Below are 14,482 nucleotides of genomic sequence, written 5' to 3'. Positions count from 1 at the left end.
TATCTATCTTATTATATCACATCATCTACAAAGAAGATATCGTCTTCCTCTTCTTCATCAAAAACATCTGCAATAATAGCATGAGTTAGTTCATCTGGAGAGGTGAACTGAGCTTGAGGTAAAGGTTTTGGTTGCTGCTTTCTTGTAGCTAATTGAGGAGGTTCTCCGTTACTTCTCATACGATCAGTTAGTGCCGTACGCCAATCAATAATTTTATTAAAAGTGCTTTGTGCTCCTACTGCTATATCTTGAAGATCAAGCTCTCTATGCTCACTATTTACTGGAATATCAGCCAAGGTCATAGAGTGATCAAACTCATCTTGAAGGAACATATAACGGTAAGGAAGGCTGGTCTTCTCGTGCAAGAAAATTGGATCTGTCGTTACCTTACGACCAACGTTATCTCGACCTTTAACCCCACGTAGAATAACCGCTTCTCCTTCCTGGAGTTTGGCTAATTGTGTAGGTGTTAGCAATTCTTGCTTAGGATTTTCAATAGACACGTTAGGGTTAGCTTCATCTAAGATATTGCTAGAACGTCGGCGACGTGTGATTGTCCGTGTTCCTAAATCCTTACTGAAGCGTTCATTAGTTTTATTAGAGGTAGATTTAACATAGATTTTAAGCGAACAGTTATCTTGAATAGTTGCTGCGATATTTTCACCATATTTATCGGTCAACTGCTCCAGATTTTGAATCCAGAGATAGTATAAAATGTTTTGGCCAAGCCCAATAGAAATCTTAGTATCCATATGAGGAACTGCTGGTATGTTTGTGAACTCATCCAGGATATGAAGAATCCTGTTAACGCACTTACGGCCATTTGACAGAGCTAACTCATAATTGGCATTAAACAGCTGATCCAAGAACAGCGACACAATACTATTATATTCAGTACGGTTTGGTGGTGTTACCAGGTAAATCACTTTAGGATTGTCTGAATAAATCAAATCAATATCTTCTTCTTGGAGAAGGTTATCATCTTGTTCATTGAGAACAGTAACTTTGATATAATCCAAAATAGGTTTCCTAGAGTATTCATCCAGCGCAATGATTTTACCACGCTTCTTATAGACTTTCTCAGCTGAGAATTGGAAGGTCTTGTTACGAATAGCTGAATCACCATTATTTTCATGGTTGAAATCTATCGTTACTATGAACCGATCAGGAAGTTTTGGTTCAATCACATAGGTAAGATAACCTTCACCATCTATCAAAGCCGTTGCAGCATCTACGTGAATAACTTGTCTAGTTGTTTTACCCCAAGCCGATTGACTGGTAATTGTTACCTTAGCAGTCTTATGAGCGTATTCGTTACGCATAGCTACATTAGAACTTGAACGAAACTTAACCGATAAGCGACGTGGGAAACCAACTGATTCTAGGTCAATAGAATTTTTAGACGTGAGTTTAGCAATGTTATCTTGCAAGAACAGATTAATACCAGACATCATACTAGAGAATACGTTTCCTTTTGTTTCTTCTGAAGCAAAGTCAGACGACCTAAAGTTAAGGTCTGCCATATCTCTAAACTTAGAAAACTGTTCCTGATTGATTTTACGCAAGTTATCAAAGTAAACCGTGATTTTAGATTTCTTCTTAACTTGTTGCTCTCGATCTGGATTCTCAACGATTTCTCCAAAGTCATTAACAAAGACTTCTTCAGAACCCAAATCGGTTAAGAATTTGGCGATATTTCGAACTGTAACCGTGTCCCAGGCATCCGTTTCTCCATTCTTGAATGTTTCATTAGCTCGGTCAATGAGAGCCATAGCAATAGCATTAAAGAGCGAAATAGAGGTATCTTCCCAATATTTGGCATTTCCGTTGCCAACACCTGGTTTCGTTTTACGATAAATTGCTTCAGCAACCGCATTAACCCTTGTCTGTGTCATTTCATAGTAACCTTTCTTGGCCGCTGCTATTGCAAGAGCTAGAGGGTTATAAGACATAGACCAATCCATATTCTGGAAAGATAGGACATTAACATCATAGCCACGTCGGCGCATGGTTTTATATGATGACTGATAGTGTTCCCCTTTTGGATCGGCAAGAACCATCGACGGTTGAATTTCTGCACGACTATTGATATCAATAGTCGTTGTAATATGCCCTTCGCCTTTACCAGAACGTGTCATACCAATACCAAGCATATTAGTGGTGCTGTCATCGATGTAATAATCACCTGAAGCTTTCGCATAAATCCCTAAGACTCTTTCAGCATTCGTCATATATCGGCTAAAAGTGCGGTTTTGCCAAAGCATTTGAGAACCTAATGTTAAACCTGTGAGATTCGGTCTCGTCTCATGTAGGACTGGTACACCACCTTCACCTGGATAAGTTTCTGTTTTATTGGGAACTTTCTTATATTGCTGGTGAATTTCTTTGACAGTTGCAAAACGGTCATCACCTTCCTCATTATGGTTATAGTCACGATATTGTTCAAAATTAACCCAAGCTGAACGCCAGGCAATGATTAAACCAATAATAAAAATTGGTACTGCTAGAATCGGTGCAATCACAAATACTCTAGCATTAAATAAATTCTGAATGAGTAAGCTATCAACATTAAAGACGACAACTTGATTGCTATCCCTCAATGTCATGAGTGAGAAATAAAGGAAGCGGATAGCTGCCCTTAAAACAGTTACCAAATAGTTCGTCAAAATTAAAGCAATAAAACTGAAGCCCAAACCCATGAATACAAAACTACGGTAGTTTTTGAAGTAGAGCAGAGGCTTCATTTCCTTGTCAAATCGCTTTCTGTCTTGCTTCACAAAGGGCAATTTATAGATAAGACGGAAGAGAAGGTTACCAATCAGCAAGAATAAAAATGAAGGAACAACTGTCATAAGTCGCTTCATAAGATTCCAGAACTGTTTACTCTTAACTTTACCAGCTGACTTCCAGTCAATTTCATGACGATTCTTCAAGATATGAGCTAATTCTGCACTCCTATTTATGAAACGTTCCCTGAAAAGTTCTCTATCATCTATCAAGCCTCTTATCAACCGGAAAAGATTTCTAAGTGGTTCTCTCACAACTTTTATTCCCTGATAACCCAGATAGCCTACAAAACTAACTAGGAGGAGAGCATTGAACCTATTGACTTTGGCTAATTGAATAAGCGTGTAATAAATGGCCTCTATCCAACTATACATACCGTTCACCTCTGATTTCTTCTAAGAAACGCTTGATTTTCTCACCGTAGAAACTTGAAAAGAGGAATATTTTAAATTTTAATTGAGGTGATGCAAGCTGGTATCTTTCCAGATAGGAATTTATCCCCTGCTCAATTCCTAATTGAACGGTATAGCGATGACAACCTCTCCCCTGTTTCAGATAGTTTTCCACCTGAAGAGACTCAGCCATCAATTCATCTGATTGATCATCTGTTTGTTTTCTTGTCATAAACAATTATCCTTTCTGATGTAATTTTGAATACACTATTAGTCTAAGGGATAATTGCTTTTTCTGCGTTAAGCGGACAAATTAGGAAGTTGTATAAAAAGTTATATAACTTTTTAGCTCTCATTCTAAGAGCATTTCATAAAGAAATACCCACAAAACAAGTTGAAAACGTCTTAAAATTAGTATATTAGCAAGCCTTATGATATACTTAAATAGGCATAAAGCTCTAACCAAAAATAGCACGTGAACTAATCTCACGTGCTATTTTTGTCTATTAAATCATGTTATCGGATATAACGTTCTTTCCAGCTATTCAAAATAGCATTAAAATCAATTTGTTTTAAATCATACAAAAAATCACCTAAATGTTGAACTGCTTGATTACTATCGTTAGTTATCTCTAAATGCTCTCCAGAATCGTTAGAGCGCTCCAATCTTAAATCATTAAGTACTTGTCCAACAAATAAGTGAAATTTAGAAATACCAATATGATATCCACCATCAAATGTTAAATTCATTGAAATAAATTGATTGCCACTACCTAAAGTCTTCGATTCCACAAATGGATATTGAATATCACGCACACTCAGCTCATTCAGTGTTGTTAAAATGGACTCATGATTAGCTTGGATAATGGCGAAAATTTCACTTCTAAGAGCATCTACAGTTGAATTAATGATTGTTTGATCTGCCATATTTCACCTCTTTGTATATTATGTATTTATTATAATTATATCATACTGTCCCAGTATTTCAGTAAAACTATAATTCTTTTTTGACTTTTTTTAATAGTGACATAATATTGCCAAATATTCTCTTTATTTCTCTAGAGTTGATAACAATCCCAATTCATATTTCCATGATAGGATTCGTTTAACAGATTCATCAATCCGTTCTTCAGATAACTCACCTGAGGAAACTTTCTCTAGTAGGTATGGAATTTGCGTATGGTAAGAAGAACCTAGGATCAAATCATTTCCAGCTGAAATCACCTGATGAGCTGCTTCATCCTGATTAACAAAGTTAGCTAATCCTGCCATATCCAGATCATCTGTCATGATAACACCATTGAAGCCTAATTCTTTTCGCAGGATCTTATTGATTTTAGGTGAGATTGAAGATGGTACATTATCAAGCTTAGATAAGATATTATGTGAAACTAGAACACTATCTGCGCCAGCAGAAATCCCAGCTTCAAACGGTAAGAAGTCCGATTGGCGCAATGCCTCCAAAGAACGGTCATCTCGAATGATTGCTGTATGGCTATCCCCATTATTTCCGTAACCTGGGAAGTGCTTTAGGGTGGAACCAACCTGATTTTTATCAAGTTCTTGAACAACAGATTTGACATACTTAGCGGTTGTTTTGGCGTCTTCTCCAATTGTCCGGTTATAAATAAAAGCTGATGAATCCGTTGCTACATCCGCAACTGGGAATAAACCAGCATTGATTCCAACTGATTTTAGTGTCTCTGCTTTCGTTTTAGTGTCAGCAACAACAGCCTGAAGCCCTCCACTTTGATACAGAGACATTGGCGACTGGAAAGGAGCGTTTAGGATAGAACTGATACGTGTTACTGTTCCCCCTTCTTCATCAGATCCAATTAACAGTGGAATTTCAGCAGCTGACTGGTAACTATCCGTTAGCGCCTTAATACCTTCTAATGATTGCCCCTCAAAATCCTTACCAAATAAAATGTACCCCCCTAAGTGATAGGTCTGAATATCCTCTATTTGGTTGCCATAAGGTACTCTTGCCCAAAATAGCTGACCTATTTTTTCTTCTAAAGTCATAGCTGCTAATAAATTCTGAACTACCTTAGTTTTTTGATTTTCTTTATTGTTTTTAGTTGTTATCACATTCTTTTCTGTTCGTCTTTCTGATGTTACTTTATTCTGATGGTTCGCAAATATCAGTCCACCTATTATAAACAGGAAGAATACATAAACAACAATAGGTTTCAATCTTCTTCTCATAACAAATCTATTATATCATGTATCTAGACACAAAAACACACTTACAAAAAATAAAGCACTCAAGGTGAGTCCTTGAATGCTTTACCATTATTTAAAAGGGTTCATCTGCATCCATTGGTTCTGGATAAGCCGACGTTGGTTGAGTTGATGCCTGAGAAGTATTAAAGTTTCCTTGCTTACGTCTTTGAGCCGCTTCTTTACCTTCTAAGAAAGTAATGCCATTCTGCTGATTTGGAGCAATGTATTGATAGCTGCGACGTTGTCCTTGTTCAGTCGTATAAGAACGCTGAACAATTTCTCCGTTAACTAAAATTGGAGAACCTTTTGATAAGCTTTGTGCCATAACTTCAGCCTGTTTACCATAAACTTGCACGTGGAAGAAACTCGTCAACGGTTTTCCATCATTCCCCTTTAAGCTAGAATCACAGGCAAAATCAAACTTAAAGCTGACATGCCCATTAGCTGTTCTACCAACTGCATCAGATGGAATATCTGACACTCGCCCTTGTGCAATAAATGCTTGCATGTTATTAACCTCCTTGATAATAAAAGGCCACAAGTGTATAACGTATTCTTCTTGTGGCCTATTTTTGTTATATACGAGCTTTTCAGTTACCTAAATTAGTTTTCTTTACGTTTACGAACGCCTGCCAAACTTAATCCAGAAAGCAGGAATCCACCTAATACTGTAAGAATGCTACTTGCTTCACCAGTTGAAGGAAGACTAGCTTGTTTAACTGGTGTATTTGGAGCTGGTGGAGTTGGTTGTGGTGGCTCTGGAGTGTGAGTTGTGACTTTTGCAGTCATCTCTTTGCCATTCACAATATTTACAAAAGTATTTTCAACGTCACCTGCTGCAATACGTTCTACTTCTAGGTAGAAGTCTGCATCGAAGGTTCCCTCTACACCAAGTGAACGGAGAAATTCCTCATCAATGCTGTATGCCCATTCACCTTTTTTATCGTCCCAAGTTACTGTTACAATCTTCTTGATAAAATCGTTATTAGTATCTTGGTCAAATTCAAAGGTAAAGGCATACTTAGAACCAGATTTGATAGTATCACCAGCTTTAACAAGTGTCCCATCTTCAAGCGTTACATCATAGGTTAGTACGAGGTCTTCTTTAGCTGTATATTCAGTTCCTTTGATAATACCTTTCCAATTACCAGTATAGCGGTCATGTGCAATGTCGAGCTTATCTTTACCATCATATTGCCACAACGTATCATGTTTCACTGGAACAGTTACACCATCAAGAAGATAACGAATGTACTCACCAATTTGAACCGTTTGATCATCTAAGATAATGTTATCATCTTTTTGATCCAAAGCGTGTTTTTCTGGGGTCACATCTGGTACTTCAACAGTAACAAGATTAGACTGATAGCTGTTTCCAAAATCAATTTGGTAGAAGTCATTTTCAACTACTTCTCCTTCTGGAACAAGTAAACGTGCTGGAAGATCAATTGTGACGTTCTTAGCTTGTTTAACATAGTTTGCGTAGAAGCTAGCTGGATCTTTAGCTACCCAGAGATAGAACTCTCCAACTGGAGAAAGATTAGCATTGTCCAAGATAGCTTGGATAGCTTCTGTACGAGCTTCATCTGAAAGAACATGATACATGGTAAATAAGTCTTTAACATCTGTACCATCTGTAGCTGTTGCAGTAATACCATCTTCATTTACAGTAAAGGCACCATCTTGAACATCATCCATAATCGCAAAGCCCTTAGCAATCGCAAGAGTTGAGGCTGTTACTTTCGTGTATGGGCTGTAGTCTGTAGTCAAATGGAAGTTAACGTTACGGTCAAATGTTTTCGCACCATTAATGTCTGCACCAGAGTTATCAGTAATTGATTTAACTGGATCTGGAGTTGGTGGGGTATAAGTCGTTACTGTATTTGAAAAGGCCTCATAATCATTCTTGAACACTTTATAAGTGTTATCATAGAATGATTTATCGTAGATAGGAACCCATTTAATCGTTGGTGCCTCAAGTTTTTTACCTTGGTAAACAGCTGTGTAAGTGTAAGTTTCTTGAATTTCATCGTAGTTGACTGTCCAACCTTTTGCCTGAGCATCAGCTTCATTTTCAGCAACAACTGGTGTAGCACCTGCTTCCAAAGGATCCACAATAGTGATAGTATCTCCAACTTTGATATTAGCATAGATATTATCGTGGTCTAGAGTATAAACTTGCGGAGTATTTTTAGCAACTGTTGCACCATCTGTGTTTTTCTTATCAGTGTCCGTAACAGTCTTAGTCACCGTCGGTTTATAAGACAATTTGTAATCATGATAAGCAACGGATACTTGTTGATTTTTAGTATCAGCTAGTTTGGTTAATTCAAGAGTCGGTTTCTCAGGATTTTTAGCTTTAACCAATTCAGCTGAAACTGGATCAGGGGAAACAGGGTCAACCGTTGTCTTAACAATGGAAACGTTAACTGGTTCAACCTCAGAAGGTTTAACTGTTGTTTTAATTAGTGAAGCACTAATTGGTTTAACTTCAGTTGGTTTGACCGTAGTTTTGGTCAATCGAGCACTTGTTGGTGTTTCAACAACTGGTGCTACCACACGAGTATTAATCGCAAACCAGTAAGTTTGACCTGCTGGATCAGCTGACCCATCCCATTGCACAAATTCAGTCGTAAAGCTTGAACCTTGAGTGAAGACACCAATCGCAGCTCCTTTGTATTGGTAAGCGGAATCTGTTGTGTCCCAGTTAAGTCCTGTTTCTTCTTGACGGTTATAGTTGTCAGAATATGCAAATTGGTCACCATGAACGCTAACCGTTGAACCGTTAATTTCAACCATTGAACTTCCATCACCTGTTGCACGTGCCCCCTCACGACCAATTGGGTTATTATTAAGTGATGAATAAGTTAAAGCAATAGGTGTTTCTTGTGAGGCTGAGTACACAACTTCTTTTCCATTTACAGTGTAGTAATAAGAATCTGTAACAAGGAAATTCATATAATCTGAATAACTGCCTGTACCATTGTTACGTGCTACAATGAAACCTTCCGTTGGATCGTTTGGAATATAAACATCATTTAAGCCTGTAGCTCCAGTATTTACCAGTTGGAAAGTACGGTGGATACGTGAAATATCATGCTTTTGACCATCAGTTGTCGTAACAGTTAAACCTTTAAGATTAGTGTAATCAATTTCTGTTGTCCAACCTTTGCCAACATTCGCATACTTGAAGACTCCAGTTGAGTCAAGAATACGTCCATATCCAGAACTTCCTGTTGTAGAGCCAATATCACGAGTACCTACAATTTGAGAACCAGCAGCAGAAGAGCCATGTGTTGCCTGTGGGTTTGATGCTGATAAATCTAGTGCTTGAAGAACAACTTGTTTTGTATAGCCTTCTGTGCCTGTTTTAGATTGTAGTTCATCATATTTTTTCTGCCAATCCGCTTGTTTCTGTTTTGCTTGATCATAAGCAGATTTATTTTGAGAAGTAATTTTTTCTGCTTCTTCTGCTGAAGAAACTTCTTTTGATGAAGTCGTTACGACAACTCCAGCACCTTTAAGCTCATTAACTTTAGCATCGGCATCCGCATTTGTGGTATCACTAGCTTTTTTAGTTTTATTATACGCTTCTAAAATAGCATTATCTGAAGTGACTTGCTTTTCTGCTAAAGCAACGGCATCTGCATTTTGCTTACGGATAGATTCAGCTTCTTCTGCTGAAGAGACTTCTTTTTCAGCAGTTGTTACACTAACGCCTTTACCTTGAAGTTCTTTAGCCTTAGTATCGGCATCCGCATTTGTGGCATCACTGGCTTTTTTAGTTTTGTCATGTGCTGCTAAGACGGCGTTGTTTGAAGCTACTTGGTTACCTGCTGAAGTTGCTGCTGCTTCATTTTGTTTACGTAGTGTTTCAGCCTCTTCAGCTGAAGAAACTACTGTTGTAGTTACATTTACTGTAACACCTTTTTCTTTAAGATCTGTAACTTTGCTATCAGCATCCGCATTTGTGGCATCACTGGCTTTTTTAGTTTTGTCATGTGCTGCTAAGATGGCAGTGTTTAGGGTAATTTGTTTTTCAGCTGAAGCAATCGCTGCTTCATTTTGTTTACGTAGTGCTTCTACTTCTGCAACCGAAGTAACAACTTTTTCAGTTGTAGTTACTGTAACACCTTTATCTTTAAGAGCATTAGCAGCTGATTCTACTGCTTGATTTAATGTTTTAGCTTCTGCAACTGTCGCATCATAAGTGGCTTTGTTTAATTCGTAAGTTTTAACACTTTCTTGGTTACCTTTTAAGGTTTTCTTAGCCACTTCAGTAGCCTGTTTATTTTTGGCAGCTGAACCATCTGTGGCTGTTGAACCATCTGTTGTAACAGTTACCGTAGTGTCTTTTTCATGCTTACCTTTTGCATCTTCTACAAAATCATTATTTGCATCGATAGCACCTTGTGCTTCACTATATGCCGCATTATTGTCAGCTTGTGTTTGTGTAGCTGCTTTAATCTCTTTAACTTGCTTTTCTTGATCTGACTTAATATCAGCCTTAGAAGCGTCCAAATCAGTGCTATTTGTATCTGTACCTTGATCAACGGTTGCTTCTTTTGTGACCGCTACTCCTGTTTCTGTAGCAGTTTGTACAGCTGCTTCAACAGTGCTATTATCAATAGCTACTGGTTGAGTTCCAGTTGACGTGTTTGCTTGTGCTGCATAAGCATTATTATCATTAGTGCTTTCTGGTTGTGTAACAACTGTTGTTGCTTCAGATTCAGTCACTGGCGAAGTCACTTCATCAGCTAAAACTGCACCTGATGAGAAGGCTACTGCTCCTGCTAGAGCAATTCCTGATACAAGACCTTTTGCCCATTTTTTCTTACGGAAGTAACCATGTCCTTTAGTATTGTTTGTTGTCATTTTATTTTCTCCTATTTTCGTTTTAATTTATTAAACTAATTTCTTTTTGAAAAGAAATCCTACCAAGCCCAGCAAACCAGTACCAACGACCGCTAAGAAGTTAGCTGCTTCACCTGTTTCAGGAAGTGTCGCTTTCGTACCATCTGCTTTAGTTACGGTGATTGTTTTATCAGTATTAGTCACTGCTCCAATCGCTTCAGGGGCAACAGTAGAGCCATCACTAAGAACAACTTGACCATTTTGTGTGCTAACAATTGAGGCACCTGTGTTAGTTTGTACTGGCGCATCAGGCGTAACATTTTGCACGACCTGACCAGTGGAAGTTGAAACAGTTCCTACTTGAGAAGCTCCTTGTTGGTTGGCTTGCTCTGTTGTCTTTGGTTGTTCTGATGGCACATCTAGGTTCTCTCCTGCATTGTCCTTACCTTGTTCACCTGAAGGAGCTGGTTGTTCTCCTTGACTTGGATCAGTAACTTCCAAGTTATCACCTGCGCTATCCTTTCCTTGAGGCGCTGGTTCTGGAACATCTACGTTATCGCCTGCATTATCTTTACCTTGTTCATCTGAAGGTGGAGTCACTTCAGTTGATGGAGTTGTGGGATCAACTGGTGTTGTTTGTTCTGTTGTTGTAACATCTACTGGCACAGTTGTATCTGTTGTAACTGCTGGAGTAGACGGTTCTACTGGAGTTACAACTTCCGTTGAAGGCGCTGATGGATCAACTGGTGTTACTTCATCAGCTGATACAAATCCAGCTTGAGCTAACGCAAGTGTTGATAAGGCAAGTGCTGATAATAATTGTTTCTTTTTCATGTTGTTTTATTCCTTTTCTTTATTTGATATAGTCTGCTTCTTTAGGTTCAGTTGTCACAACAAAACCATATTTTGCAGAATCAGATTTTTTAGCAGTAAAACTTAAACGAATACTTCTAGCTTTATCACCTTCTTTAACTGATAGAACGTAAGTCGGCTGATATTCTTTAGTTTCTGGTTCATAGGTCAGTTGTTCAAGAATAACTGACTGTAAAGTTCCTTCTTTGGGAACAGTATATTTGGCATCTCCATCAGAAAGAAATTCCTCAAGATTTTCTTTCTTACCAGAATAATAATTTGGTAAGAAATAACGACTGAACACATCAATCTGATGTTCTTCATTAATGACATTCTGAGTATTCTTCATTTCTTGATAAAGATAAGTAACTTGCTCATTTTGCTTAGTTAGTTGCGTATATGCAATAACAGATGAAACGATTCCTCCAATAGCTAAAGTTGCTAAAAGCCCCATCAGCAAGTAAACCTTTTTCAGAGATTTCTGATCAGCAACATTTACGACTGCTTGTGGAGTAGCACCAACATTAATATTAGGTACTTGTTGCTGTTGAGTAAAGGGAGCCAACACTTGCTCTCCTTCTTCTGGGAAAAGGGGTAAGGCTGATTCCTGAATTCCTAGACTTGCTTTATAAGCTGGGTAAATTTGATTAACAAAATACTCACGCTTTTCTTGATAAGTATAGGTTTGGAAATCTGAACCTGTCATAATAGATTGAATCAGCGGTAAGAGTAAATTCTGATACCGTTGATCAATGACAAATGGACGGGCAAAGACTTCTCCTTCTGAGATAGCCTCTTTACCCTCCAAATGACAGATAGCCACTTTTTTCAATTCCATGTGCCCATAAGCATCTTTTAGCGCTTGAAATAGCAATTCTGCTTGATAAAAGGTCACATAAGGCAATGATTCTTCAATTGTATGATCAAAGTCCAGGTACTGTTGATCCAGCCCTTCAATAATGCCAAGCAACTCGCTATCATCTTCTGGAGATTTCCCTTCTTCCCAAGTTACCTCAAGAAATAGATCATCTGTTACTAAGCATTTATTGCTTTTCTTAAAAGGGATAAATGCCATAGCAACCACCTTAACCTTTCACAAAGTTAAAGCCCCATTCAACAATACTTGGACCAGCAGAAACAGCAATAATTGCCACTGCGATTGCTACCCAGTGTTTTTTGATTGCAGCTTTAACTTCACGACCACCGAAACCGTAGATTAAACCAGTGACAACAACGGCTAATCCCAAAGTTACAATACCAATTCCTTGAACTTTAGAAATACCTTGTTGAGCTAGTGCATCTGTTTTGGCAAAAGGATCATCCGCATAGACGGTATTCGTCAGGACTCCTGATAAAAAGAGCGATAAACTAAGCAAATACCCTTTGCTTTTAGTCCTCACTTCACTGATAAAATTTGTCAACTTGTTCTTCATAGAAGACCTCCTTTATTTTATTGACATTATTAGTGTAAGGGATAATGAAAATTCCTGCGTTAAGCGGACAAGTCATGGGAAAAATGTTTTTTTCAGCTGAAAAGAGCAGCAACTTCTTCTCCAATTTCTCCTTCAACATCTAGCTGAATTTGTCTCAAATCTTTTCGATGTTGGCCATCTGGTGCCTCTCCCTCAACCCATAGATGAATATTGTAGGTTTGCCTACTTTTATCTAAAGAAAGGCTTTTAGCTGAAATCGGAGCTAAAACTTTTCTTTTAATCAAACGCTCTAAGGGACGTGCGCCGTTTTTTACATCAGTTCCTACATCAGATAAATACTGAATTAAACTAGGCTCATATGAGAGGGTCATATTTTTACGCCTCATTCTATCTTCAATTTCAGACAAGTTTTTTTCTGCAATCTTTTCAATAATTTCTCGTTCCAAAAGATTGAAGATAAGCTTATTTTCAATACGATTAAGGAACTCTGGTCTAAACTCAGTTTCAAGTTCACTAATCATTGACTTCTCAAATTGTTGCCTATCACGTTCTGTTAAATGCTGGAAACTCCCCTTCAACTCCCATTTATTGATAATCTTTTTGGCTCCAATATTAGTGGTCATAATGACAATAGTATTTTTGAAGCTAATCAAACGTCCTGAACTATCTGTTAAACGACCATCATCTAGCACCTGAAGAAAAAGATCCATAACTTCACCATCAGCCTTTTCAACCTCATCTAGCAACACAACACAATAAGGCTTTTGTTTTACAGCCTGTGTCAGCTGCCCTTTTGTTTTCGTTGCACGATTACCAATCAATTTAGCTGCATCTTCTTTCTCTTTGAACTCAGACATATCAAAACGAATCATGGCATTTTCATCATCAAAGAGTGCTTCAGCTAAAGCCTTGGATAACTCAGTTTTACCAACACCTGTTGGGCCCAGGAACATGAATGACGAAATCGGTTTATTTTCATCTTGCAATCCAGCTTGAGCAATCGTGACAGCGTCCACAATGGCATCAATAGCATCCTCTTGCCCTTTGACACGATTCATTAATTTTTCCTTCAGACCATCTAAGCGTTCCTGATCACCTTTTAATATTGTAGTGACAGGAATACCAGTTTTATCCTTCAAGACCTGGGCAATATCCTCTTCTGTAATACTGTCTTTTCCTTCAGCTGAAGCTATGGTTGCTGCTTCATCAATCAAATCAAAAGCTTTGTCTGGCAGAAAGCGATCTGTTAGATAACGAACAGATAAACGTACCGCTTGTTTCACAGCTTCAGAAGAAATTTGAATCCCATGAAATTTCTCATAAATTATTTTGGCCTGATCAATAATGGATATGGCTTGTGGAATGGTGGGCTCTTCTACCATGACTGGTTGCATCCGACGTTCCAAGGCTCTATCAGTCTCTACATAGTCATGAAACTCATCTAGGGTAGTGGCACCAATCAGCTGAATATCCCCACGTGCTAAAACTGGTTTAATCACATTTCCTGCATCGAGGGCTTGACCATCCTGGCTACCTGCACCAACGATAGTATGAAATTCATCTACAAAGAGAAGATTACGGCCACGTGTCGCAACCATCTCTTCAATAATCTTCTTAAACTTGGCAATAAAGCCACCATCTTCCCCACTCATCAAGCTAGAGAGTTCCAGAGAGCGAACTGTTAACCCTTTTAAAGGTTCAGGAACTTGACCACGCATAATAGCAAGCGTTAGGCCTTCCACAATAGCTGTTTTCCCAACTCCAGCTTCTCCTACTAAGATAGGATTATTTTTAGTTCGTCTGAGAAGAGAGATAATGACCGCTTTTACTTCCTTATCACGGCCATAAACTTGGTAATCATCTGATTTTTTAGCAACCTTAGCTGACAAATTATCAGTGTATTTATCAAGATAGGGGGTCTTCAATTCATCGTCCACT

At 38.2% G+C, this 14,482-nt stretch carries 10 protein-coding genes; all 10 read right to left on the bottom strand.

The annotated features are described in order from the left end of the window. Window positions 1-11: 11 nt before the first annotated feature. The 10 genes from E3C75_RS07160 to E3C75_RS07115 all read right to left on the bottom strand — a co-directional run bounded on the left by E3C75_RS07160 (window position 12) and on the right by E3C75_RS07115 (window position 14,481). The gene (locus tag E3C75_RS07160) at window positions 12-3,161 is read right to left on the bottom strand and encodes a VirD4-like conjugal transfer protein, CD1115 family (protein WP_111679574.1); all 3,150 of its coding nucleotides are present in this window, start codon (window positions 3,159-3,161) and stop codon (window positions 12-14) included. Continuing rightward, the gene (locus tag E3C75_RS07155; protein ID WP_111679573.1) at window positions 3,154-3,411 is read right to left on the bottom strand and encodes a hypothetical protein; all 258 of its coding nucleotides are present in this window, start codon (window positions 3,409-3,411) and stop codon (window positions 3,154-3,156) included. The genes E3C75_RS07160 and E3C75_RS07155 overlap by 8 nt, the downstream gene beginning before the upstream one ends. A 284-nt stretch (window positions 3,412-3,695) precedes the next feature. Then, on the bottom strand, window positions 3,696-4,106 hold the full coding sequence (locus tag E3C75_RS07150; RefSeq protein WP_003045947.1) for a hypothetical protein: 411 nt from the start codon (window positions 4,104-4,106) through the stop codon (window positions 3,696-3,698). Between the two features lie 123 nt (window positions 4,107-4,229). After that, entirely contained in the window at window positions 4,230-5,375 is a 1,146-nt protein-coding gene (locus E3C75_RS07145) for a glycoside hydrolase family 3 protein (protein ID WP_111679572.1), read from the bottom strand. Window positions 5,376-5,478: 103 nt separating this feature from the next. Beyond that, the gene (locus tag E3C75_RS07140) at window positions 5,479-5,913 is read right to left on the bottom strand and encodes a single-stranded DNA-binding protein (RefSeq protein ID WP_111679571.1); all 435 of its coding nucleotides are present in this window, start codon (window positions 5,911-5,913) and stop codon (window positions 5,479-5,481) included. A 95-nt stretch (window positions 5,914-6,008) separates the two neighbouring features. Further along, window positions 6,009-10,280 (bottom strand): SspB-related isopeptide-forming adhesin, encoded by a 4,272-nt coding sequence (locus tag E3C75_RS07135; protein WP_111679570.1) that lies wholly within the window; start codon window positions 10,278-10,280, stop codon window positions 6,009-6,011. 30 nt (window positions 10,281-10,310) lie between these two features. After that, window positions 10,311-11,093, bottom strand: coding sequence for an LPXTG cell wall anchor domain-containing protein (locus E3C75_RS07130; RefSeq protein ID WP_111679569.1), 783 nt, complete (start codon window positions 11,091-11,093; stop codon window positions 10,311-10,313). A gap of 19 nt (window positions 11,094-11,112) precedes the next feature. Further along, window positions 11,113-12,186, bottom strand: a complete 1,074-nt coding sequence (locus tag E3C75_RS07125) for a hypothetical protein (protein WP_111679568.1) — start codon at window positions 12,184-12,186, stop codon at window positions 11,113-11,115. Between the two features lie 10 nt (window positions 12,187-12,196). Beyond that, complete coding sequence (locus tag E3C75_RS07120) at window positions 12,197-12,544, bottom strand: TrbC/VirB2 family protein (protein WP_000791789.1); 348 nt, start codon at window positions 12,542-12,544, stop codon at window positions 12,197-12,199. A 92-nt stretch (window positions 12,545-12,636) separates the two neighbouring features. Further along, window positions 12,637-14,481, bottom strand: coding sequence for an AAA family ATPase (locus E3C75_RS07115; protein ID WP_172451564.1), 1,845 nt, complete (start codon window positions 14,479-14,481; stop codon window positions 12,637-12,639). Window position 14,482 lies beyond the last annotated feature (1 nt).

Origin of the sequence: Streptococcus thermophilus (assembly GCF_010120595.1) — a bacterium.
Classification (GTDB): domain Bacteria; phylum Bacillota; class Bacilli; order Lactobacillales; family Streptococcaceae; genus Streptococcus; species Streptococcus thermophilus.
The sequence above is the reverse complement of the archived record's forward strand: the minus strand, read 5'-3'. Positions and strand labels throughout refer to the sequence as shown.